Source organism: Blastopirellula marina DSM 3645, assembly GCF_000153105.1.
In the GTDB taxonomy this organism is placed as follows: domain Bacteria; phylum Planctomycetota; class Planctomycetia; order Pirellulales; family Pirellulaceae; genus Blastopirellula; species Blastopirellula marina.
In genome coordinates this window covers 459,601-482,486 of the sequence record NZ_CH672377.1, presented here as the reverse complement: position 1 = coordinate 482,486, position 22,886 = coordinate 459,601, and the positions used below count along the sequence as shown (strand labels likewise).

Here is a 22,886-nt window from a genome sequence, read left to right as displayed (position 1 = left end):
CCCTCGCTGGCGCTGCGGGCTAGTGTTTTGTCAAACGGCAAATTCGCGCGCCAGAGAAAGCGCTATTTCCTTAGCGTACGCAGCGCCCGATGGACGATTCTCGCCGTTTGCGGCGTGGGTGATTCGCTTTGCCAGCGATCGCACGTTTTTCGCACCCAATCGGGTTGCGATTTGCTGGCGTCGTTTAGCCAGTTCGCTACCGAGTCTTGCACGTACTTTGCTTCGTCGCTGTTGCAAGCGTCTAGAAGCTCGATCATCGGCGTCGGGTCTTCTTTGAGACGCTTCAAGTGAGCACACCAAACGCCGCAGGGGCGCGTCACTTCGATCGCAAAGCGGCGGACAAAGGGATGCGAATCGACGGCCCATTTCTGGAGGCGGTGGACTTCATCAATCAGCGCATCGGGGGCAGGGGAGCGAACGCACATCCACGCGATCTCGCGCACGCCTGCGTTGGCGTCGATCGCGAACTTGCGCACCCTTTTTAGTCGCTGCAGAAAAGAGAGCCGCGGGTTGGCGCCATCCGAAAATGCGGCCCAGACGCGCACGACATCACTCGGGTGAGTCGCCATCCGATCGTAGATCGCCGCTGAATCTTCCGCTGCGGTCAGCGCCGCATAAAATGCGGCGCCGATCCCGGTGGAGCGCTGCATAACGCCGACTTCGCGAAAGCCACGGGCTGTTTTCAGCAGCGACTTTTGCGTTGGGTCGTCATTCAGGCCGATCTCGGGCAAGATCGCTTTGAGCAGCTTGACCTGGTCGATCACCAGCCATTCGACCAGATTGCGCGACTCGATCTGGCCAGCGTTCAGCGCTTTCAGCACATCCGCCGGAACTTCGCTCCGGCGGCGGGCCGGCTTGCGGGCAATCAGCTCTTCGATCGTACGCGGCGCCACAGAGTATTACGCTCCGCCAACGGTCGAATCGAAGACGCGAACCTGAGCCCAGCCTTCTTTATTCTTAGAAATGAATTCTAGGTGGCGCTCGGCGACCTGGTAGGCGTTTTGCGACTCGAGCGAATCGAAGATCACATGCAGCGCCACGTCAAAAGCACGGTCGTTGACCGGGCGATCCAGTTCCGGCGTCAACAGACCGGCGGCGTAGAACAGGACGCCGGGATGTCCCGACAGATATTTATGGCACTCAGTGACCATCGCTTCTTTCGCTTCGATCGACTGGTCTTTCAGCGTGAAGAATACGTTGTGGGCGATTTGCTGGCGATCAGGCATGGAGGTCTCGTCTGTAATCAAGTCCGAAGCGGGAAAAACGTACTCTACCCAGACTTGCGGTCGACGGCAATCGGCGGATGAAGCGGCCGCTTCACGCCGTTTCATATCCGTGCCGCCGATAGAACGCGACTGCCGGCGTCCAGCTTGAGAGGGTCTCGGCCGTCAGTTGGCGAACTCCAGCATCCCAGGCCGCTTGTTCGAGCGTGCCGAGCAGCGCCGAAGCGACTCCCTGTCGCCGCGCCGCAGCATCGACCATCAGCCAGTGGATGCGCCCCTGTTCGCCGGCGACTTCCAGCGTCACGACTCCGATCGGCTGTGGGCGGGATGGTTGGATCGCCCACCACATCTGCTGCGGCGAGAACCAATCACGAGCGGTGATCTCGCGCTGAAAGCGCGCCGTGGTCCAGCGGTCGGCCCCGCTCAGAAAGATGGCGCCGTGCAAGCGCAGCCAGTCATCCGGCGCAGCGTGGGCGGCGTAGGAGAGAATGGCCGCCGCCGTCTTGGGCGGGCTAACGGTCAATCGCTTGGTGAGGAGAAGGGGGAGCGACATCGACGTATGGCTGGGGGTTGGCGGGGAACGCGAAGATCGGCGCCTCCCATGATAGTAGCTGCGAGGGGGATCGCCGTCATCGAGGCGGCAAATGTCCCGTTTCGTTTGACAGAAATCCGCCAATCCGGTTTGACGGCTAATGTCCATTCTGACGATTCTTACGGTCAAATCGCCGTTATTCTTTTCCTGGAGCCCCTATGTTGATATTCGTAAGTGTTGCTAGCATCTGTGTTTGCGCCAATATGAGCGTTCTGTGAACTTGAATGGCCGCGAAATGCGCAGAATCTTTCACTAGGTGATTGTTTTTCGTCAAATAGGGATGCATAATCTAGGTCGAGTAAAGAAAGAAGCTAAACTGCTACCCTTCAGGATCACCAGATATGCAAGCGGACGTGCGGAGAGCACGACTGTTAGAGTTGGTGCGGTCGCGAGGATTCGCGTCGCTGCCAGATCTGGCTAGTGAACTGGAGGTTTCGGAATCGACGGTCCGGCGTGACCTAGATTCTTTAGAGGACTCTGGTTCGGCCAAGCGGACGCATGGCGGCGTCTTTTACACCGGACCGACGCCCAATCTCCCTCACTTCGAGCTGCGTCAGGAGATGCAGTGGGAGAAGAAGCGGCAAATCGCTCGAGCGGCGAGCGTGCTGATCGAAGATGGCGACACGGTGCTGCTGGATGGCGGAAGCACGACTTACGAGCTGGCTCAGCTATTGGTCGGGCGAACGTTGCAAGTGGTCACCAACTCGCTGCCGGTCGCGAACTTGTTCATGGCCAGCAACACGACCGATTTGATTTTTGTCGGCGGCTACGTTCACAACCGCACCGGCGTTTCGTGTGGACCGTACGCAACCGAGATGATCGCCAAGTTGAATGCTCGGCGGGCGGTGCTCAGCACGGCCGGAATCACCGAGCAAGGTCTCTACAACAGTAACCTGTTGTTGATCGAAACCGAACAAGCGATGGTCCGCGCCGCCGGCGAAGTGATCATCGTCGCCGATAGTACGAAATTCGGACGGCAGAGCCTGGCTCACCAATGTCCGCTGGCTGAAATCGACCGCTTGGTGGTCGATGACCAGATAACGCCGCAGTGGCTGACAGTGCTGCAAGACGCGGGGATCGACACGATCGTCGCTGACAGTACGACGCCGTCGGAAGCTGTACGATAAACCCTCCGCATGCCTAATCGATAAGTCGCCCCATGTCGCAAGCTCCGACTCTCGATCGCTCGACCATCGAACAAATCGTTCGCCAGATTGTCGCCGGCAAATCATCGCCGCCGGCCGCCTCGCCGGCTCCGGTCGACGCCGCGCAGGCCAAGTTGGTCGTCAGTATTTCAGCGCGTCACGTGCATCTGACCGACGCACATGTCGAAACGCTGTTTGGCCCAGGGCACACGCTGACCCCGATGAAGGACCTGTACCAAGACGGCTTTTACGCCGCCGAAGAGACCGTGATGGTCGTCGGCCCGCGTCGCCGGATGTTGGAAAAGGTGCGCATCTTAGGGCCGACGCGCGATTATAGCCAAGTCGAGTTGGCCTTTACCGACGCGATTTCGCTCGGCATCGATGTGCCGGTTCGCGCCAGCGGCAAGATCGCCGGAACGCCGGGCTGCGTGCTGGTGGGCCCGCGCGGCGTGGTCGATCTGTCGGAAGGAGTCATTCGGGCCGAACGACACGTGCACATGAATCAAAGCCACGCGCAGTTTTATGGAGTCGCCAACGGCGATCGGATGAACCTGCGAGTCGTATCAAACGGCTGCACGATCCTGTTTGAGGATCTGCTCGTGCGAGCCGACCAAGTGAGCAAGCTGGAAGTTCACCTCGATACGGATGAGGGGAACGCGTGCAACTTGGATGCGGCGACCGAGATTACGCTGTTGAAGCAAGAGCCGTGCGGCTGCAAAACGCACTAGCGAGCTTCCAGCGCTCGCCGACATGAGACATGAACGTCCGCGCCGGCCGCTTGAGACTGCACCATGATGATAGATGGTCGGCCGCGGGCGTTTTTTTGACAACTTGAACGTAACGCCGCCCAAGCGCAAGCGGAGGCGGCAATTTGATATTTTGTTTCCTGTTTTATGAATCGGGAGAGACAACCCCATGGCGAAGGCAATGGAAGCGTTGGGCATGATCGAGACGAAGGGCTTTATTGCTCTCGTCGAGGCGACCGACGCAATGATGAAAGCTGCGAACGTCAAGTTCGTCGGCTGGGACAAAGTTGGCAGCGGTTTGGTTTCGGTTTTCGTGACCGGTGATGTCGCTGCGGTCAAAGCCGCTACCGACGCCGGCGTCGCGGCGGCTGGACGTATCGGCGAAGTCGTCAGCGTTCAGGTGATTCCGCGTCCGCACGATGATCTGACGGTCGTGTTGCCCCCGTCGGTTAACTACGGCGGCGGTTCCGCCGGTTAGTCTCCATTCACGAGTATTCCCTACAGGAATTTGAAGCGATGAACAGTGCAATTGGTCTGATTGAAACCAAGGGATTGGTTGGCTTGGTCGAAGCGACCGACGCCATGGCGAAAGCCGCCAACGTCAAAATTACGAAGCGCGTCAACATCGGCGGCGCCTTTATTACGGCTGTTGTGACCGGCGATGTCGGCAGCGTTCGCGCTGCGGTCGAAGCAGGCGCCGCGGCGGCTCAGCAAGTCGGCGAATTGGTCGGCAGCCACGTGATTCCGCGTCCGGCTGACGGTCTGGTCGAAGCCTACTTCAGCTAGTCGAGAGTTTGTTCGTTTTTCCCGGTACGCATAGGACGGAGCCTCGACGCGATGAAGATATTGGTAGCCAACCTCGGTTCGACCAGCTTCAAGTACCGCTTGCTTGACATGCAGAGCGAAACGCAGCTCGCCCGCGGCGGCATTGACCGCATCGGCGGCAGCGAAAGCTCTTGCTCAGTCGAGATCGGCGCTTGGAGCGAAAATCGAACGGCGCATGTTCCTGATCACGCAGTCGCCGTGCAGCAATGCTTGGCGCAACTGACCGATCCCGAGCATGGCTGTCTGCAATCGGCGGACGAAGTTGCCGCGATTGGATTCAAAGCGGTCCATGGAGGACGCGTTTCGGGCGTACAGAAGGTTACGCCGGAAGTGCTGGAAGCGATGACGGAAATGAGTCCCGTCGCCCCAGCTCACAATCCGCCCTACATCAAAGCAATGCGATTGTTGGGGGAGAAGCTTCCCGAGATCCCGTTGGTTGCGGCGTTTGAAACCGGTTTTCATTTGACCATTCCCGATCGAAATCGCTACTACGCGATTCCGAAAGCCTGGTCCGACGAGTACCTGATCCAGCGCTGGGGATTTCATGGAGCGAGCCACCGATTTATCGGAGTTCGTTCCGCCGAGCTATTGGGACGCAGCGACCTGCGAGTGATCTCATGTCATCTGGGCGGCAGCAGCAGTTTGTGCGCGATTCGCGCCGGGCAAAGCATGGCCGCGACGATGGGGATGAGCCCGCAGACAGGTTTGCCGCAAAACAATCGGGTCGGCGACTTTGACGCCTATATCCTCCCCATGTTGATGGAGAAGACAGGCAAGTCGTTGGAAGAGGTCCTCGCCTATCTCGGCAGCCATGGCGGGTTGTTAGGGATCAGCGGCGGCATCAGCGGCGACATGCGTGACTTGGAGGAAGCGGCCGCCGGCGGCAACGCCGATGCGCAACTGGCGCTTGACGTTTACATCAGCGAAATCCGTCGTTACTTGGGCGGCATGCTGGTCGAGTTGGGAGGCGCGGACGCGATCGTTTTCACCGGAGGAATCGGGGAGAACGGCAAGGAAGTTCGCGCAGCCGTCTGTGCGAACTTGAACGAACTAGGAATTGAACTGGACGCGACGAAAAACGGCGCCGTCCAAGGCGAGTCGGCGATTCATGCCGACGGCAGCCGCACGCAGATTTGGGTCATTCCGACCAACGAAGAGTTGATCGTAGCCCGGCAAACCAAGCAACTGTTGGAGAGCTGATCCATGTTCATCGCGAAAGTGACCGGTTCGGTCATCGCCACGCAAAAAGTGGAGTCGATGGTCGGCAACAAGTTGCTGGTCGTCGAACCGTACCGCTTGGAGCCGCAGGATCGCAGTTCGCTGGTCACGACGGGACGAACCTTCATCGCCGTCGACATGCTGGGCGCCGGAGTCGGCGACTACGTGTTGATCACGCAAGGCTCCAGCGCTCGCTTGACGCCGGAGACGAAGCACCTGCCGATCGACTGCGTCGTGGTCGGAATTGTCGACCAAGCGCATATCGATCACGCCTGCGTCTATTCGCGAGAAGAAACGCCGGCGCCGGAAGCCAAACCGGAACCTGCCGCGAAGAAGTCAAAACCGAAAGCGGCGCCTGCTCCGAAACCGACTCCGCTGCCGGAACCGGAACCGACGACTGAGCCCGAAGCGGACTCGGACGAGTAGTATTCCCAGAACAGCGACACCCAGCGCGGGCTGACCGCGCCCCACGATAACGAAAGTTTTCGCCATGCAAATCGACGAATCCTTGATCCGCAGCGTCGTCGCTCAGGTGCTAGCCGAAGTCGGCCAGGCGCCGGCCGCTACGAGCGGCTTCACCGGTCGCCGCGGCATTTTTGATTGTGCCCACGAAGCGGTTCACGCCGCTCGCGAAGCGTTCGAGCGACTCTCGGAGCGTACGATCGCCGATCGCAAGCAGGTCATCGACATTATCCGCCAGATCGCGATGGACCAAAAGGTCGAGCTGGGCACGATGGAGATGAACGAAACGCAGATCGGTCGTCTGTCGCACAAGATCGAGAAGCTCGAAACCTTGGGTAAGATGACCCCCGGCGTCGAGTTTTTGGAAAGCAAAGTTTATAGCGGCGACCATGGTCTGGCCATCATCGAGCATGCACCGTTTGGCGTCATCGGCTGTATTACGCCGGTCACCCACTCGCTGCCGACCATCACCGGCAATGCGATCAACATGATCGCCGGCGGCAACACGCTGGTGGTCAATCCGCATCCCGGCGGCAAGCTGGTCGCGGCCGAAGGCGTGCGGCGCTACAACGAAGCGATCTTCCGCGCTCTGGGGATCGACAACCTGATCTGCGTGATCGCCGAGCCGACGCTCGAAACCGCCGACATCATCTTCCATCACCGCGACGTGGCCATGATCTGCGTCACCGGGGGACCGGCCGTCGCTAGAGCGGCCCTCAACTCGGGCAAGAAGGCGGTCGTCGCCGGACCCGGCAATCCGCCGGTCGTCGTCGATGAAACGGCCGACCTCGACCGAGCCGCTCGCTGCATTATTCAGGGCGGATCGTACGACAACAACTTGCTGTGCATCGCCGAGAAGGAAGTCTTCGTCGTCAACTCGGTCTTTGATGACCTGATGAAAGCGATGGAGCGAGCCGGCGCCGTCCGGTTGAACTCGGCCGAGATCGATCGTCTGACTCGCGTCGCGATCAGCGAAGTCGAAGTGAACGGCAAAAAGAAGCTGGTCGCCGCCAAAGACTTCATCGGCAAAGACGCGGCCGTATTGGCCAAGGCCGCCGGTAAGACCATCAACTCGCAGGTCGAATTGATCTTTGGCGAAACGGACGAGCACAACCCGTTTGTCCCGGTCGAACAGATGATGCCGTTCATTCCTTTCGTTCGCTGTCACGATGTGAACGAAGCGATCGAAAAGGCGAAATTCTATGAACACGGCTTCCGTCATACGGCGATCATTCACTCGAACAATGTCCGCAACATGACCCGCATGGGTCGCGCGATGGACACGACGCTATTTGTCAAAAACGGTCCCTGCATGGCGTCGCTCGGCTTAGGGGGCGAGGGTTACATCTCGTTCTCGATCGCGACGCCGACCGGCGAAGGCGTGACGACCCCGTTGACGTTTACGCGTGAGCGACGCTGCTCGCTGATTGACGATCTGTGCATCCTCGGTCACCCGAGCAAGAGCTAAACCTATGAATTTGGCCAAGGTAGTCGGCACGGCGACCAGCACCGTCAAGCATCCTTCGATGCAAGGCTGGAAGCTGCTAGTCGTGCAACCGCAACAAGCTGACGGCGTGACCCCTGATGGGCACCCGCTGTTGGCGATTGATGCGGTCGGCGCCGGGCCAGGCGAAACCGTGATGATCACCAGCGACGGTGAGACGACCCGCGAACTATTGGGTTTTCCCAAGACGCCGGTTCGGTGGACGGTCATCGGAATCGCCGACGAATAACAGCAACGCTTAGAGACGGTCATGCAACTGAACTCGGAACAAATCGAACGCATCGTGCGGCTGGTCGTCCAGCAAGTGCGGGCGCTCGCCAAAAGTTCTGAGCCGACAGTGACGCTGGCTCCGAGCGTCGAGATTTCGACCGACGGCAGCGAAGTCGCTTTGGCGGATCGCGTGGTCACGATGGAGACGCTGGAAGGAAAGATCGGCGGCGCTAAGGCGCTGGTCGTTTCTCCGTCGGCGATCGTGACTCCGGCGGTTCGCGACGCGTTGCGTGATCGCGGCGTCCAGTTGCGGCGTGATAGCGAAGCGGCCAAACGAGCCAAAAAGCCGGTCGAAGTGTTAGCCTTCGCCGCCAGCGGCGTCACGTCGTGGCGCGAACGCGGACCGGTGGGCGTGTTCATCGATTTGACGTCGACGGTCAAGCAAGCGGCGCTAGCCGTCCAACAAGACAAGATCGTGGTTTTGCTCACCGAGTCGCCGGAGGCGGCTTGCTGTGCGGCCAATCGCGACGCGCAGGTTCGTGCGGTGTCGATCGACTCGATCGCGACGCTCGAACGTGTTTTACCGCAAACGGCGGCGAATGTGATCGCGGTCGATCCCAGCAAGATCGCTCGTGACGAAATCGCCAAGCTGATGGAAACGATTCACCTGCATCAGACTGTCGCACCGCCGGCAGCGCTGCTGCGGTAGTTACTACCACAAAGACGAAGAACTTATGCGAATCGCAGAAATCGTCGGCAAGGTGACGCTTAGTCGCGTTCACCCCAGCTTGCAGGGCGCCCAGCTCAAACTGGCCGTGCCGCTGATGCTGGAGGATTTGCGCGGCGAGACCGATCTGCTGGAAGCGGAGTTTTTGGTGGTGTACGACTCCTTTTCGGCAGGCGTGGGAGAACGAATCGCGCTCAGCGAAGGGGGAGAAGCGGCCCAACCGTTTTATCCCGAATTGAAACCGGTCGACGCGTACAACGCGGCGATTCTCGATACCGTCCATTTACGTGACCAATAATTGACTAGTCGCCCCAAAATTGACTAGCGACCCTGTCTCCTAATAGAGCGAGCAGACAAGCAATGATGAACGTTCACCGAATCAAGCAAGACATGTGCGAAATCGGCCGTCGAATCTACAACAAAGGATTCGCCGCGGCCAATGACGGCAACATCACCGTTCGCGTTAGCGAGAACGAAGTTCTCTGCACGCCGACGATGCAGTCCAAAGGCTTCCTGAAGCCGGAAGACATCGCAACGATCGACATGACCGGCAAGCAGATCGCCGGCAGCAAGCCGCGCTCGAGCGAAGCGCTGCTGCATTTGGAGATCTACCAGCGTCGCGCCGACATCAAGAGCGTCGTTCATTGCCATCCGCCGCACGCGACCGCGTTCGCCATCGCTCGCGAGCCGATTCCGCAATGCGTGCTGCCGGAAGTCGAAGTCTTCTTGGGCGACGTGCCGATCACCAAATACGAAACGCCCGGCGGCAAGGCCTTCGCCGAAACGATCCTGCCGTTCGTCGACAAGACCAACATCATCTTGCTGGCGAATCACGGCACGGTCAGCTACGGCGAAACGGTCGAACGCGCCTACTGGTGGACCGAAATTCTGGACGCCTATTGCCGCATGCTGATCTTGGCGAAGCAATTGGGCCGCGTTGAGTTCTTCTCGGAAGAGAAAGAACGCGAACTGCTCGACCTGAAGCAGCGTTGGGGTTGGAGCGATCCGCGCAACACCGAAGAGTACAAAGATTGCGACATCTGCGCCAACGACATCTTCCGCGACAGCTGGAAAGATTCGCTGATCGAACGCAAAGCGTTTCCCGCTCCTCCGGCGATGGGCCCCAACGCCAACAAAGCGGCCGCTCCGGTGACCGGCGATCAGGAAGCGTTGATTCAAGCGATCACCAGCCGCGTGATGGCCGAGTTGTCGAAACGCTCGTAGGACAAGCTTGAATGACGAATGTCTAAATCCTAATGTCGAATGAAGACGAACAGCCAAGCGGCTTCTTCAATCATTAGACATTACGTCCTTAGACATTCGTCATTTGTTGATCCCACCGCACTGCGGGCTACGAACAAAAATTCAAAAAGCAGATCACTCCCTGACAGGTTGAGAGTCATGAAAGTTAGCATCATCGGCGGCGGCGGGTTGGTTGGTTCGTGTGCGGCGTTTGCGCTGCAGTGCGGCGGCATCGCTCGCGAAATCGCGCTGCTAGACCTCAACGCCGATCTCGCCGGCGGACACGCTTTGGACTTGCTGCATGGCGCTCCGAGCGTCGCCGATCAGGTCATCACCTCCGGCGGATACGAGCATATCCCCGATAGCGACGTGATCTGCATCACGGCCGGGCTCCGTCGCAAGCCGGACGAAAGCCGCTTGGATCTGATTAACCGCAACGTCGATCTGTTTCTTTCGATTCTCGATAGCGTCAAAAGCGCCGGCGTCAAAAAGGATGCGATCTGCTTTGTCGTGTCGAACCCGGTCGACATTCTGACTTACCTGGCCGCCCAACGACTCAATCTGCCGACCAGCCGCGTGATTGGGCTTGGTACGCAGTTGGATACGATTCGCTTTCGCGCCTTGATCGCGCAAGAGATGAAACTGCCGCCGACGCAAGTGAAGGCGCTGATCCTGGGTGAGCACGGCGACAGCATGTTGCCGGTCTGGTCGGCCGCGACGGTCAACGGCCTGCCGCTCGACAAGTTTCCTGGCTGGACGCCCAACAAAGCGACCGAACTGTTTACCCGCACCCGCGGCAGCGGCGCCGAAGTGATCAAGAAAAAGGGGGGCGCCGGGTTCGCCGTCGGCATCGCGATTCGGGATGTGATCGAAGCGATCGCACTCGACAAGAATCAAGTCTTACCCGTTTCCAGCGTGCAAAACGGCTGCTACGGCATCCGTAACGTCGCCCTCAGCGTGCCGACGTTGGTGGGTCGCGACGGCGTCGCCGGCACGTTCGAGGTCGATCTGTGGCCGAAGGAAATGCAGCAGCTGCGTCACAGCGGCCAGGTGCTGCGTCAGACGTTGGAAACCGTTCTCAAGCGAGTCGGCGGCAACTAGTTGCCGACGCGTCTTAGATGCGATTCGTATCACGCAATGTCGCCGCTTCGGCGGCGGCGTGCGATTTCTTGGACGACGTTTCGCTCGAGTCGACGCGAATCGTCCGCGACTGGCCAGGCACGGTCAGGTTCGCGTTCGCTTGTTCGATCGAACCCAGCAGTTGTTGCGGTTCAAGCGACGTCGCGTCGAGCGTGCGCCAGACTTGCAGGATCTCGATCGCTTCTTCTTGCAAGCCAAGCGCCAATAGCGAAATGCTGAGCCAACGCAGGCAAAGCGGCTCGCGGCAACCGTTGCGGAAAGCGGTTTCGAGGTAAGGTCGAGCGGCGACCCAGTTCTTTTGCGCGGCGGCCGCTGCTCCGCGAACCGCGCTGCGATACGCTTCGCGATTGGGGAAGCTCTCGGGGAGCAATTGCACCTGATTCATCGCTTCGGTGCGACGCGCGTACTTCACATGCATGTCAATCAATTGGCGCCGTAGTCGGATCGAGCCGGGGTGCTCCACCAGCGCCTGATTCAAGATCTCTTCGGCCTGCTCCGGCTGGCCGGCGAGCTGCGTCGCCAAGGCGAAGCACGAAACGGCGATCTGGTCGATGTCTTCGATGTGCCAGGTCTCGGGATTGATCTGGCCATACTTGTAGGCGGTTTCAAACGAGCGAATCGCGAGCTCCAAGTGCCCTTGCGACTGCAGATAGCCCCCCATGGCGCACAATAACTGCGCGTCGAGCGGATAGGTTTCAAGCGCGGCCAGGCAAGTTTGAATCTGATTTTCGAGGCCGTTCTCTTGTTCGTCGAAGGCGGTCAAAATGCCGTAGTACGATTCGAGCGATTCGGTCGAATTGAGCTCGGCCAGTTGTCCCGCTTGTTGATAGAACGTCAGCGCGTTCTTATGGTCGCCCAACGCTTGCATCGCTTCGGCCATGCAGATCAACAGGCGAGCGCTCGGGCCGATCTCATGGATTTCTAGATTGACCAGCTGAATATCGCGCACCGCTTTGCGGCTTTTGCGCTGCGGATCATGTTCGATCAGATCACGACGAATCGGGAAGGGGAGCGCGGCCAGCTGCATTTCGCATTCGGCCAGCGAGACGAGCGGCGTTTCACGGACGCGGCCTTCAAAGCGAATCTTGCCGTTGTTCGGCAACAAGCGAATCTTGCCGATTTGTTCGGATCCAATACCCCCGGCCGTTTGCGGAACCTTGACGATCATCACATAGGCGAGTGACGGATCGGCTTCGTCGTTGACGAACTGACGCAGGCTCTGCGCCTCTTCAACATCCAGCTTTTCGCCGGCGTCGAGCCACAAAACCCAGTCGCCGGTTACGTGGGTCAGCGCAAAATTACGCGCCGCGCTGAAGCTATCTTCCCATTTGCGTTCGATCGCCGTTACACCATGCGATTGAGCGACTGCGATGGTATCGTCCTGCGAGCCGGTATCGACCAATACGACTTCGTCGGCGATCCCCAAGATGCTGTCGAGCGTAGCGGCCAACGTTTCCGCCGCGTCTCGCACGATCATAGCGACGGTCAGTTTTCGCGGGTTGGCTTCCATACTCATCGGGCGATCCATCCTTCCAGGCAGAAGATATATCAAGCTGGCGCAGCACGTCGCAAATTCGACGACTGATGCGAGAGTGTACCGCTATCGCTCAATCGAAGACAGGGCGATTTCGTCGCCGTCAATGCAGTGCTAGCAAGGGGAGAAAGTGGGGGCCAGTTCCTACTTTCGCGGTGAAAGTGAGAGCTGCCCCCTATTTATCGCTTGGACTTCAAGACTAGGTGGAGTAATCAGCGTTGAATTTCACGTACTCGACCGTGAGATCGCTCGCCCAGATCCGTGCGCTCGCGTCCCCCTCGAACAGAGTGAGTTGGACGTGCGTTTCGAAGCTGCCTTTGATCGAGTGCGAGACGGTCTTCGCGTCAAACTTGACCGGCGTCCCGGTCTGGTAAAGCAGAATGTCATTCAAGCGAAGCTCTAGTTTCAGCGGATCAAACGTCACGCCGGCATAGCCGACGGCCGAAACGATTCGCCCCCAGTTGGGGTCGCCGCCGGTGATCGCCGTTTTGACCAGCGGGCTGTCGGCCACTTCGATCGCGATCTTCTTCGCGTCCTCACGCGTGGCGCACCCTTCGACATCTACCTTGATCAGATGGGTCGCGCCTTCGCCGTCAGCCGGGATTAACTTGGCCATTTCTTCGCACGCAGCTTTTAGCTCGTGTCGCAATTGGGCGACTTGCGAATCGGTCAGCGGAGCGCCTCCTTCGGCGCCGCTGGCCAACATCAGCAACGTGTCGTTGGTGCTCATGTGTCCGTCGACGCGAATGCAGTTGAACGTTTCTTCGGCGACGTCGCGCAGCAGCGTTTGCGTCTGTTCGGTCGAGAGGGGCGCGTCGGTCAGCACGATGCCCAGCATGGTCGCCATGTTGGGAGCGATCATGCCGGCGCCTTTGCACATGCCGCTGATCTTAAACGTGCGGCCGTCGATCTCGGCCGTACGCGACGCGATCTTGATGCCGTTGTCGGTGGTTAAAATGCCGCGAGCCGCTTCCAAAAAGGCGGGCGCTTCCACACCGGTTTGTCCCGCCGCGGCGGCGATTCCGTGGCGAATCTTTTCCATCGGCAAGTGCACGCCGATGATGCCGGTCGACATCACCAAGACTTCGTCCGCCGCAGCGCCGATCTGCTCGGCGACGATCGCGGCCATCTCGGCGCAATCTTTTTCGCCTTGCGGCCCGGTGCAAGCGTTGGCGTTGCCCGAGTTGGTGATGACGGCGCGAATTTTGTCGGAAGGGGTTCGGGCGCGATCCCAGCGAACCGGAGCGGCGAAGACCTTGTTGGTGGTGTAGACGCCGGCGGCGGTCGCCGGCGAGTCGCAAACGATCAAGGAGATGTCTTCCTTGTTCGGATTCCGTTTCAGTCCGCAATGGACTCCCGCGAAACGAAAGCCGGCCGGAATCACGATCTGTTTGGTGGGTTCGTCCATTGCGCCGTCACTTATAGATTGAGTTCAACAGTGTCGAGTGAAAGTTATGAAGTTTGAACCGGTCGGTCACTAGCCCGCAGCGTCAGCGAGGGAATGCGGCTCGCCACATCCATCCGTGTTTGTATCGCCAGCCGTATTCCCTCGCTGGCGCAACGGGCTCGTGTTCCATCGGTTCGAGATAGCGCGACTTCACAAGGGAAAACTGGGTTGAGGGGATCGCCAAGTCGGTTGTCGTTAGTTCGCCAGCGCGGTCGTCTCTGCAAAGTCGTACATCAAATTGAAGTTTTGCACCGCGGCGCCGGAAGCTCCTTTGATCAGGTTGTCGATCACCGACAGGACAATGATCCGCTCGCCGACCACGCGCGCCGTCAGATGGCAGTAGTTGGTCCCGCTGACATGTTTGGTCGCCGGCAGTCCATCGACGACCTGCACAAACGGCTCATCGACGTAGAACTGACGCAGGGCGTCGATCGCTTCGGCGGTCGTCACCGCGGCGGTCGGCTTGGCGTAGCAAGTGCTGAGGATGCCGCGGTCCATCGGAACCAGATGCGGCGTAAAAATAACGCTGCAAGTTTGCCCCGAAGCTTGGGCCAGGTTTTGTTCGATCTCCGGCGTATGGCGATGCGTGCCGACGCCGTAAGCGGCGAAGCTCTCGTTGCACTCGGGAAACAGCGTGCCCAACTTCGGCGTTCGTCCGGCGCCGCTGACGCCGCTTTTGGCGTCGACCACAATATCGGTCGGCTGGATCATGCCGGCTTTCAACAGCGGAGCCAGCGCCAGCGAAGCGGAAGTCGGATAGCAACCGGGGTTGGCGACCAGGTCGGCGCCGCGGATCGGATCGCGAAACAGTTCTGGCAAGCCGTAAATCGACTCTGGCAACCGCGCCGGATCAGGATGTTTCTCGCCGTACCATTGTTCATAGACGGCGACATCGCGCAGACGATAATCGGCGCTCAGATCGACCACTTTCAGGCCGCGCTCAAGCAGCCCCGGAACAACCGCCGCCGACGCGGCGTGCGGCAAGCAGCCGAAAATACAGTCGCACCGCTCGGCGAGCTGATCCTGCGACAGATTCTCAAGCGGTAAATCTAACCGGCCTGTCAGTTGGGGATGGACCGACGATACGTGCGGGCGATCGTCTTGACGCGTGGTCAAAGCGGTAATCTCCACATCGTTATGGCGCAGTAAAATTCGCGCGAGTTCAAATGCGGTGTACCCGGTTGCGCCAAGAATGCCAACGCGTATGGTCATTTTTCGTGCTTTCCCCAAATCGAAGAGGACCGCCAAGGAGGGCGATCGCTGTTAAGTTCGCTTCAGTATAGAACTTCGTGGCCTGGGAGACACGGGGAGTCCGCCAAGGTTCAGCGCGACAGCGCGGCATTCATCTTGCCGGCGGCCGCAGCGCCAGGACGAAGTTCATCAAAATGTGGTAAGTCGCTCCCCAAAGTTGACTGCCGCCGATCTCCAGCGCAGGGCCTGCCAGCTGCAGTCCGCGGCGATTGACCCGAATAGTCGAACGCAACTGATCGTTCCCCAGATTGGCGATCGGCATAAATAGGAGCTCCGCGACTTCACGATCGCAGGGGGACCAAGCGGCGACCTCGGCGCCGATCGATACAAAGCAACGCACCCAAAAATTGCTGACGTAAATATAGACCGGGGAGAGTTCGCCTGCGATCTGATCGGCGGCGACTTCGACTCCGGTCTCTTCAAAAAACTCGCGGCGCGCGGCGTCGACCGCGGTTTCGGCGGCTTCGATCATCCCGCCTGGCAACGCGATTTGCCCCGAATGGATGTCGCCGACGTCGGCGCGGCGGACCAGCGGCAACGACCAGACCCCTTCGTGCGGGAACAGGTGAATCAAGACCGCCGCTAAACGGGCGTCATGCCGGGGAGGTCCGTTGTGGCGCGAATAGACCAACTGCGGCGAGTGAGGCCCAGCGAACGCTTGCGCGGGGAGCGAGCCGGCGAGTTGCGCGCTCAGCGGTTCGATCCATGCGGCGGCGTTAGCGTGATTGGATGCGAAAGATTTCATAGGGAGAATCAGAATGCTCGTCGACCGGATAGACGCGAGGGAAATCCCAACCTTGAAAGGTAGGGCGCGCTTGCTTGTCGACTACAACGTAGTCGATTTGGTAGTCACGACTCAACATCCGAATCTGATCGGTCGTCAGTCGTTCGTACCGATTGGTGCGCCAGCGGCGCTCTTTCCAGCCGAGCAAACTTTCCGCTTCCTGCGGTATGTCCTTGTGCGTGACGACTTCGCTACGCTGCGCGCTCCATTTGAACGTCCCTTGATTGAGCGGCGTCAAAAAGGTGGCGTCGGTCGCCGTGTTTTCGCGGATCCAGCCGCACATCGCGAGCCAGGCGGCGTAGTCTGAGACCGACGCCATCTCATCGGCCGGCGGCATCGGCGCAGTAAGCCGCGACGCGACGCGCAGCGTCAGGCCGATCGTGGTCGCTAACAAGACAACCGCGATCGATACGGATCGGAGCGTCGAGCGACGCGGCTGCTGCTCGGCGCCGAAGAGTCGCAGCCCGACGCTCAAACTGAGCGCCAGCGGCACGGCGACGTCACTCAGGCGAAACCAATAGAATCGCAACAGCTTGGCCCCTAGATCAAAGTCGCCTAACCAATAGCAGCAGATTTGGTCGATCGCCAAGCCGACCGCCGCAATCGACAAGCTGCCGAAGGCGAATGAGTTGACCAGCGCTGTGTTGCGGTCGCCGCGCGTCGTCCAGGCGAAAATCGCCCAACCGGCGGCGACGGCGACAAAGCAGATTTGCCGCAACGAGCTCATCCGATGCACGACCAGGTGATGCGGTAGGCGATAGAAAACGTACAACTGATGCGCTTCGCTCTGCATCTCGTCGGGCAGTCCGGCCGTAAGCAGCAGAGCAGGGACCAACCCTAGCAGCGAGATCAGACCGCCCCCCATCAAGCCGGTCAGCATGGTCAACAAGGGCGCTGATCGGCGCCCCACGCAGAGCCACGCGACGCCGAGTGCGACCACGGCCCAGCCGCCGACCAAGATATGAAACGCGCTGGCGATCCCGAGCGAAACCCAGGCCGGGTTCCAGCGGTTTTGAATCGCTAGTCCCAGTGCGATCAAGACAAAGGGGTAGGCGAACGTTTTGCCTTCGACGCCGCCAACGACCCATTCTCCGGCGAGATGCCCATAGTGCAGCGTCACCAGCCAGATCGCCGCCGTCGCGATACTGCACCATTTTTGGGGAAGAATCAGAAAGCTTAGCCATCTCCACGCGGCGGCCAGCGCCAACCACGAGATCACGCGACCGATCCAAGCGACGACCGGCAGCGGAAAGAAGAGGGTCAGCCAACCTAGCGTCCAGTAGAACGTGTAATGTGCGCCCGGCGCCGACAGAAAAAAGTCGTGCGGCAACCAAGCGGGATTCCAGTACTGCTTGGCTTTGCAAAGATAGTGGGGTTCGTTGACCTCGGGACCAAGCGCCGAAACGTAGAGTGCGAACAACAGCGTGATCGCCAACGATTCTAGCGCAAACGGAATCCAACCGCGTCGTGGAGACGAAGCGGTGGTGCAGTCAACAGGATTCGCCTCATTCATGGTGGGCCGCAACATGCGGAGCATTCGTCATTGGAGGTGCGTCATCGGAGGATGCGTCTGGACGCACCCTGCATCGCTCAAGCATCGGCGCCGCTCGTGACCAGCTTACCTTGCCAGGTGTCGCGTCGCTCTAACTCCGCCGCGATCGTTTTGAGCGCGGTCGGTTTGTCGAGACACCAATTCGGGCCGACAAAATAATCGGGCGGAGCGTCGCCGATCGTCCGTTCGACCAGCATATGCGGCGGCAGCAACTCGAGGAAATCGACCAGCGTACTCGCGTACTCGTCCAACTCCATCAGACGAACCTCGCCGGCGGCGACCTGATCGGCCAGCGGCGTCTTTTTAACGCAGTAAAGATTGTGGATTTTGACCGACTGGATCGGCGACTGGGCGATCGCTTGGGCGGTCGCCATCATGTCTGCGTGCGATTCGCCGGGGAGCCCGAGCATGACGTGAGCGCAGATTTCAAAGCCGCGTCCCTGGCTGCGCTCGACGGCGTCGTAGAACGCGTCGACGTGATGCCCGCGGTTCATCCAATCGAGCGAGCGATTGTGGATCGTCTGGAGACCATATTCGACCGTCAGATAAGTGCGCTCGGCCATTTCGGCCAGCAAATCCATCACCGGCGGTGGGACGCAGTCTGGCCGCGTGCCGATCGCCATGCCGACGACCTTCTCGTGCGAGACGGCCTGCTCGTACAGCGGACGCAGTCGTTCGACCGGAGCGTAGGTATTGGTGGCCGGTTGAAAGTAGGCGATAAACCGCTCGACCTTGTAGCGGATTTTGAGACGACGGATGCCGTCATCGATCTGATCGGTGATTTTGCGAATCGGGACGCGGCGGCTGGGGCTAAAGCTACGATTGTCACAGAAGGTGCAACCCCCCTTGGCTACCGTACCGTCTACATTGGGGCAAGTAAATTTTGCGTCGACGCTAACTTTTTGAATTCGTTGCCCAAACTTCTTGCGTAGAAAGAAGTTATACGAATAGTAGCGGTGCCCGGCGAGTCGCCAATCGGGATTTGTCTGGGGGGGAGTAAGGACCAACGGATTATTGACTGCTTTATTGAAGGTGTTAGAGTGATCCGTAAGGCCAATGTTCATCTCATCTTAAATTATTTTCGTCTAGGGCCAAGGGACGAAACACGAAGAGGCACTTCGAAGAGGCACGTCTATGTTTGGTGAGCTCATCCCGGTGGGCGGGGGGGATCCTATCCCTCTGCTGAAGAAAAGCTTGTTGGTTGGACGGCGAGAAACGTGTGATATCGTGCTGCGATTCAAAAACGTTTCGTCCAATCATTGCCAACTCTATGTGAACAAAGGGTACTGGTTCGTAATCGATCAAAACAGCCGTAACGGCACGAAGGTGAACAGCCAGCGTGTGCAGACCGGCGAAAAGCGGATCGATCCCGGCGACAAGATCGCGATCGCCAAGCACGAATACGAACTGAAGTACGATCCGTCCGAGCTAGGCGCCGTTGGGCCGCCGCCGGCCGAAGAGAATGTGATGGAAGACATTCTCAGCAAGTCGCTGTTAGAGCGCGCCGGCATCAACAGCAGTTCGCGACGATTTGGCGGCGAATAATATCTCGCCAGCCGAACGAAAAACATGAAAAAAAGCCCCGCTCAACGCGGGGCTTTTTTGTTTTCTGCTCGATATCGATGACGCAGCGCGGCGTTCGCTATTCTTTGTCGTCGTCGGCGTTGTCTTCTTTTTCTTCCTCTTCTTCTTTTTCGTCATCATCGTCGGCGAAGATCGAGGGATCGGCGTCGTCGTCGTCATCATCGTCGGATAACAAGTCGTCGTCGAATCCGTCGCCCAGTTCTTCCTGGTCTTCGAAATCTTCAAAGTCTTCGTCGAAATCATCGTCGAAGTCATCATCATCGAAGGTGTCGTAGTCATCCACATCTCCGTCGTCCGACAGTTCGCCGGTGATCAGAGCAGTGACTTCGGGTGCTGCTTCGTGCATGGGATCCGCTTCCAGGGGCAAAGCAGAGAGGGAAACGAGCGACATGGAGAAAACCTACCAAGATCTCGCAGTGGGAAAAAAAGGCTCAGGCGCCGGTCAAAGGGACGATTAGAAACGGACTTACGCCAAACCGTCAACAGGTCTCTTGGCCTGGATGCCCGCATTTTTTTTCGGATTATTTCGGTTCACGGCGAACCTGGCGGCTCGAATGCGGTATCTATAGTGTATAGAAGACACTATAGGTTCCTGGGAGGCGAAAAACATGTTGCCTACTCTCTATCGTGGGTCGCTCGCACTCTTGACCGACCTCTATCAGCTCACGATGGCCTATGGCTACTGGAAGCAGCGGCGTGCCGATCGTCTGGCGACGTTTCATCTTTTCTTCCGCAAACTGCCGTTCAGCGGGGGCTACGCGGTCGCCGCCGGTTTGGAATTAGCGCTCGAATATGTGCGACAATTTCGGTTTGACGAGGACGATTTGCAATATCTGGCCACGCTGCGTGGGAATGATGAGCGTCCTTTGTTCGAGGAAGAATTTTTTGATTATCTGGCCGAGCTTCGATTTACCGGCGATATCGACGCGATCACGGAAGGCACGCTTGTCTTTCCCAACGAACCTTTGGTGCGCGTCACCGCTCCGCTGCTGATCGCTCAACTGTTGGAAACTCCGCTGCTGAATCTGATCAACTTTTCGACGTTGGTCGCCACCAAATCGGCTCGCATCTGTCAGGCGGCACGCGGCGAGCCGGTGCTGGAGTTTGGCTTGCGGCGTGCTCAAGGGATCGATGGGGGGCTCACCGGGACGAGAGCGGCGTATATCGGCGGTGTTGCGGCGACCTCCAACGTGCTGGCCGGCAAGCTGTTGGGAATCCCGGTACGCGGCACGCACGCTCATAGCTGGGTGATGGCCTACGGAGACGAACGGGAAGCGTTTGCCGACTACGCCGAAGTCATGCCCAACAACTGCGTCTTTTTGGTCGACACCTACGACACGCTCGACGGCGTCCGCCATGCGATTGAAGTGGGGCAAGACTTGCGGAAGCGGGGGCACCAACTGGCCGGCATCCGACTCGACTCGGGCGATCTGGCCTATCTGAGCATCGAAGCCCGTCGTTTGTTGGATGACGCCGGCTTTGCGGAGGCGGCGATCGTCGGCAGCAGCGACTTGGACGAGCACGTCATCCAAAGTCTGAAGCAGCAGGGCGCCCAGATTTCGATTTGGGGAGTCGGCACCCGCTTGGCGACCGCCTATGATCAGCCCGCCTTAGGGGGCGTGTACAAATTGGCCGCGATCCAAAACGAAGCGGGCCAGTGGGAGCATCGGATTAAGCTCTCGGAGCAACGGATCAAAACGACCATACCCGGCCGCTTGCAAGTGCGGCGTTTTCTGCAAGCGGGTCAAGTCGCAGGCGATCTGATGTACGACGAACTGCTGGGCGAACCTGACGTGACGGCGATCTTCGATCCGGCCGACCCGATTCGCCGGAAGAAATTGCCGGCGAACCTGGAGAGCGAGTCGCTATTGCTGCCGGTCGTGCGTCAAGGTGAAGTCGTCTACGCATCGCCGACATTGGCCGAGATGCAAGCGAGAACCAAGTCGCAACTTGCTCAATTTCATCCCAGCGTGCTGCGGCTGTTGAATCCGCACAGCTATCCGGTAGGGCTCGATAAAAACCTGTTCCGGCGACGCGAACAGTTGATTCGCGAGGCTCACGGTTGGCGCGAGGAGGTTTGAACCATGGCGTTTGTTTACGAATATGCTCGACCATCGGTCACCGTGGATTGCGTAATTTTCGGACTGGATGATGACGGTCTGAAAATTCTGTTGATCCAACGCGACGGCGATCCGTATGCGGGGAGTTGGGCGCTGCCGGGCGGCTTTGTCGAGATGGACGAATCGCTCGATCAAGCGGCCCAGCGTGAGTTGCAAGAGGAGACCGGCGTCAGCGAGGTCTTTCTAGAGCAACTTTACACCTTTGGCGCGGTCGGCCGCGATCCGCGCACCCGCGTGATCACGGTCGCCTATTACGCGTTGGTGAATTTGAAAGATCACAAGATTGAAGCGGCGACCGACGCGCGCGCGGCCGCGTGGTTCGCCTTGGATGACCTGCCGGCTCTGGCCTTCGATCACGATCAGATTTTGCAAATGGCGCAAGAGCGATTGCAGGGGAAGGTTCGTTACCAGCCGATTGGATTTGAACTGCTGCCCGAGAAGTTCTCGCTCCGGCAATTGCAGCGGATGTACGAGACGGTGCTGGGACGCTCGCTCGACAAGCGAAACTTTCGCAAGAAGGCGCTGGGGCTGGGCGTGTTGGAAGATCTGAATGAGGTGGAGCGCGACGTTTCGCATCGCGCGGCGCGGCTCTATCGATTTGATCGCGCAAAGTACGAGCAGCTCGTCAAAAATGGGTTTCACTTCGAATTGTAAGGAGCCAGGAATCATGCGCGCTTTATTGCTGATCGACGTGCAAAACGACTTTCTGCCCGGCGGTAGTCTGGCGGTCGCCGAGGGGGATCAGATCATACCGATCATCAACGCTTGTCTACGAAAATTTGATCTGGTCGTCGCGACCAAAGATTGGCATCCGCCCGAGCACGAAAGTTTCGCGAGTCAACATGTCGGCCATGCGGTCGGCCAGCAGATTGACCTGCATGGCTTGCCGCAGATTTTGTGGCCCGACCATTGCGTTCAGCATTCAAGGGGGAGTGAATTCTCGGACGATTTGCAGACCGCCGCGATCGATCATGTGATTTACAAAGGAGATGATCCGCAGATCGATAGTTACAGCGGCTTTTTTGATAATGATCGCCGGCATGCGACCGGTTTGCACGCTTGGCTGCAAGCCAAGGGAGTGACCGAGCTATACATCGCCGGCCTGGCGACCGACTATTGCATCAAATATACAGCGCTCGACGCGATCGATCTGGGGTACCGCGTGCAGCTGATTGTGGACGCGTGTCGCGGAGTCGATTTAAGTCCTGGAGATGTAAACGCGGCTCTCAAGGAGATGGAGGCTCACGGCGTCAAGTTGATTCAAAGTGCTGACATCGCACACTAAGAAAATTGGGCGCGCATCCCTCTTCGTAGCCCGAATCGCGAGTTTTGAAGTTTTGATTCAAGGAAACATAGGCCCGCTGCGCAATCCAGGGAATGTTTTAGGGCTGGGAAGATTACATGAGACGCGTGAAGCTCGAATCGCAATACTTTCCAGCACACTGGGGTCATAGCTGTTTCCTGATCTACGTGACCATCCTAGCACAAGGGGATCCTCTAGAGGCGACCTGCAGGCATGCAAACTCTGCATTAATGAATCGGCCCACGCACGGGGAGAGGCGGTTTGCGTATTGGGCGCT

Annotated in this window: 26 protein-coding genes; 16 read left to right on the top strand and 10 right to left on the bottom strand. The window is 58.8% G+C overall.

Annotated features, from left to right (window positions below; genetic code table 11):
* Nucleotides 1–62: 62 nt before the first annotated feature.
* The 3 genes from DSM3645_RS21065 to DSM3645_RS21055 form a co-directional block, all read right to left on the bottom strand.
* A complete protein-coding gene (locus DSM3645_RS21065; RefSeq protein ID WP_002654593.1) occupies nucleotides 63–893 on the bottom strand; it encodes a DNA alkylation repair protein in 831 nt (276 codons plus the stop codon).
* A gap of 6 nt (nucleotides 894–899) precedes the next feature.
* A complete protein-coding gene (locus DSM3645_RS21060) occupies nucleotides 900–1,226 on the bottom strand; it encodes a Dabb family protein (RefSeq protein ID WP_040353153.1) in 327 nt (108 codons plus the stop codon).
* A gap of 91 nt (nucleotides 1,227–1,317) precedes the next feature.
* Nucleotides 1,318–1,776 (bottom strand): GNAT family N-acetyltransferase, encoded by a 459-nt coding sequence (locus DSM3645_RS21055; RefSeq protein WP_002654590.1) that lies wholly within the window; start codon nucleotides 1,774–1,776, stop codon nucleotides 1,318–1,320.
* Between the two features lie 380 nt (nucleotides 1,777–2,156).
* Here DSM3645_RS21055 and DSM3645_RS21050 point away from each other — a divergent pair, with 380 nt between their 5' ends.
* The 12 genes from DSM3645_RS21050 to DSM3645_RS20995 all read left to right on the top strand — a co-directional run bounded on the left by DSM3645_RS21050 (nucleotide 2,157) and on the right by DSM3645_RS20995 (nucleotide 10,995).
* Nucleotides 2,157–2,942, top strand: a complete 786-nt coding sequence (locus DSM3645_RS21050) for a DeoR/GlpR family DNA-binding transcription regulator (RefSeq protein WP_040352903.1) — start codon at nucleotides 2,157–2,159, stop codon at nucleotides 2,940–2,942.
* A 32-nt stretch (nucleotides 2,943–2,974) separates the two neighbouring features.
* Nucleotides 2,975–3,688, top strand: a complete 714-nt coding sequence (pduL, locus tag DSM3645_RS21045; RefSeq protein ID WP_002654588.1) for a phosphate propanoyltransferase — start codon at nucleotides 2,975–2,977, stop codon at nucleotides 3,686–3,688.
* A 187-nt stretch (nucleotides 3,689–3,875) separates the two neighbouring features.
* Nucleotides 3,876–4,184 carry a BMC domain-containing protein gene (locus tag DSM3645_RS21040; RefSeq protein ID WP_002654587.1) on the top strand — a complete coding sequence of 103 codons (309 nt, stop codon included), beginning with the start codon at nucleotides 3,876–3,878 and terminating at the stop codon, nucleotides 4,182–4,184.
* Between the two features lie 38 nt (nucleotides 4,185–4,222).
* Nucleotides 4,223–4,492, top strand: a complete 270-nt coding sequence (locus DSM3645_RS21035) for a BMC domain-containing protein (RefSeq protein WP_002654586.1) — start codon at nucleotides 4,223–4,225, stop codon at nucleotides 4,490–4,492.
* Nucleotides 4,493–4,543: 51 nt separating this feature from the next.
* A complete protein-coding gene (locus DSM3645_RS21030; RefSeq protein WP_002654585.1) occupies nucleotides 4,544–5,731 on the top strand; it encodes an acetate/propionate family kinase in 1,188 nt (395 codons plus the stop codon).
* Between the two features lie 3 nt (nucleotides 5,732–5,734).
* Nucleotides 5,735–6,175 (top strand): ethanolamine utilization protein EutN, encoded by a 441-nt coding sequence (locus DSM3645_RS29710; protein ID WP_002654583.1) that lies wholly within the window; start codon nucleotides 5,735–5,737, stop codon nucleotides 6,173–6,175.
* A gap of 64 nt (nucleotides 6,176–6,239) precedes the next feature.
* A complete protein-coding gene (locus DSM3645_RS21020; RefSeq protein ID WP_002654582.1) occupies nucleotides 6,240–7,679 on the top strand; it encodes an aldehyde dehydrogenase family protein in 1,440 nt (479 codons plus the stop codon).
* 4 nt (nucleotides 7,680–7,683) lie between these two features.
* Nucleotides 7,684–7,944: a EutN/CcmL family microcompartment protein gene (locus tag DSM3645_RS21015; protein WP_002654581.1), complete on the top strand. Its 261-nt coding sequence runs from the start codon at nucleotides 7,684–7,686 to the stop codon at nucleotides 7,942–7,944.
* Nucleotides 7,945–7,965: 21 nt separating this feature from the next.
* Nucleotides 7,966–8,634, top strand: coding sequence for a hypothetical protein (locus DSM3645_RS21010; protein ID WP_002654580.1), 669 nt, complete (start codon nucleotides 7,966–7,968; stop codon nucleotides 8,632–8,634).
* 25 nt (nucleotides 8,635–8,659) lie between these two features.
* Complete coding sequence (locus DSM3645_RS21005; protein ID WP_002654579.1) at nucleotides 8,660–8,950, top strand: EutN/CcmL family microcompartment protein; 291 nt, start codon at nucleotides 8,660–8,662, stop codon at nucleotides 8,948–8,950.
* Nucleotides 8,951–9,012: 62 nt separating this feature from the next.
* The gene (locus DSM3645_RS21000; RefSeq protein ID WP_002654578.1) at nucleotides 9,013–9,876 is read left to right on the top strand and encodes a class II aldolase/adducin family protein; all 864 of its coding nucleotides are present in this window, start codon (nucleotides 9,013–9,015) and stop codon (nucleotides 9,874–9,876) included.
* Nucleotides 9,877–10,053: 177 nt separating this feature from the next.
* Nucleotides 10,054–10,995 (top strand): lactate/malate dehydrogenase family protein, encoded by a 942-nt coding sequence (locus DSM3645_RS20995; RefSeq protein WP_002654577.1) that lies wholly within the window; start codon nucleotides 10,054–10,056, stop codon nucleotides 10,993–10,995.
* 13 nt (nucleotides 10,996–11,008) lie between these two features.
* On the opposite strand, the gene DSM3645_RS20990 is transcribed toward DSM3645_RS20995, so the two are convergent.
* From DSM3645_RS20990 to DSM3645_RS20965, 6 genes are all read right to left on the bottom strand, one after another.
* Nucleotides 11,009–12,550 carry a tetratricopeptide repeat-containing glycosyltransferase family 2 protein gene (locus tag DSM3645_RS20990; protein WP_161603394.1) on the bottom strand — a complete coding sequence of 514 codons (1,542 nt, stop codon included), beginning with the start codon at nucleotides 12,548–12,550 and terminating at the stop codon, nucleotides 11,009–11,011.
* Between the two features lie 217 nt (nucleotides 12,551–12,767).
* A complete protein-coding gene (gene argJ / locus DSM3645_RS20985) occupies nucleotides 12,768–13,976 on the bottom strand; it encodes a bifunctional glutamate N-acetyltransferase/amino-acid acetyltransferase ArgJ (protein ID WP_002654575.1) in 1,209 nt (402 codons plus the stop codon).
* 234 nt (nucleotides 13,977–14,210) lie between these two features.
* Nucleotides 14,211–15,227: an N-acetyl-gamma-glutamyl-phosphate reductase gene (argC, locus tag DSM3645_RS20980; RefSeq protein WP_002654574.1), complete on the bottom strand. Its 1,017-nt coding sequence runs from the start codon at nucleotides 15,225–15,227 to the stop codon at nucleotides 14,211–14,213.
* Nucleotides 15,228–15,357: 130 nt separating this feature from the next.
* Nucleotides 15,358–16,011: an NUDIX hydrolase gene (locus DSM3645_RS28735; RefSeq protein WP_002654573.1), complete on the bottom strand. Its 654-nt coding sequence runs from the start codon at nucleotides 16,009–16,011 to the stop codon at nucleotides 15,358–15,360.
* Complete coding sequence (locus tag DSM3645_RS20970) at nucleotides 15,983–17,578, bottom strand: DUF6798 domain-containing protein (RefSeq protein ID WP_002654572.1); 1,596 nt, start codon at nucleotides 17,576–17,578, stop codon at nucleotides 15,983–15,985. Before DSM3645_RS20970 ends, DSM3645_RS28735 begins: the two co-directional genes overlap by 29 nt.
* Before the next feature lie 62 nt (nucleotides 17,579–17,640).
* Entirely contained in the window at nucleotides 17,641–18,666 is a 1,026-nt protein-coding gene (locus tag DSM3645_RS20965) for a TIGR01212 family radical SAM protein (RefSeq protein ID WP_002654571.1), read from the bottom strand.
* Between the two features lie 70 nt (nucleotides 18,667–18,736).
* Here DSM3645_RS20965 and DSM3645_RS20960 point away from each other — a divergent pair, with 70 nt between their 5' ends.
* Complete coding sequence (locus tag DSM3645_RS20960; RefSeq protein ID WP_002654570.1) at nucleotides 18,737–19,147, top strand: FHA domain-containing protein; 411 nt, start codon at nucleotides 18,737–18,739, stop codon at nucleotides 19,145–19,147.
* Nucleotides 19,148–19,244: 97 nt separating this feature from the next.
* Here the strand turns inward: DSM3645_RS20960 and DSM3645_RS20955 are convergent, their stop codons facing one another.
* Entirely contained in the window at nucleotides 19,245–19,532 is a 288-nt protein-coding gene (locus DSM3645_RS20955) for a hypothetical protein (RefSeq protein WP_081444956.1), read from the bottom strand.
* A gap of 262 nt (nucleotides 19,533–19,794) precedes the next feature.
* Here DSM3645_RS20955 and DSM3645_RS20950 point away from each other — a divergent pair, with 262 nt between their 5' ends.
* The 3 genes from DSM3645_RS20950 to pncA are packed head-to-tail and all read left to right on the top strand — an operon-like array spanning nucleotide 19,795 to nucleotide 22,591.
* Nucleotides 19,795–21,267: a nicotinate phosphoribosyltransferase gene (locus DSM3645_RS20950; protein WP_040352902.1), complete on the top strand. Its 1,473-nt coding sequence runs from the start codon at nucleotides 19,795–19,797 to the stop codon at nucleotides 21,265–21,267.
* A 3-nt stretch (nucleotides 21,268–21,270) separates the two neighbouring features.
* On the top strand, nucleotides 21,271–21,960 hold the full coding sequence (locus DSM3645_RS20945; protein WP_002654567.1) for an NUDIX hydrolase: 690 nt from the start codon (nucleotides 21,271–21,273) through the stop codon (nucleotides 21,958–21,960).
* 13 nt (nucleotides 21,961–21,973) lie between these two features.
* On the top strand, nucleotides 21,974–22,591 hold the full coding sequence (gene pncA, locus DSM3645_RS20940; RefSeq protein WP_002654566.1) for a bifunctional nicotinamidase/pyrazinamidase: 618 nt from the start codon (nucleotides 21,974–21,976) through the stop codon (nucleotides 22,589–22,591).
* Nucleotides 22,592–22,886 lie beyond the last annotated feature (295 nt).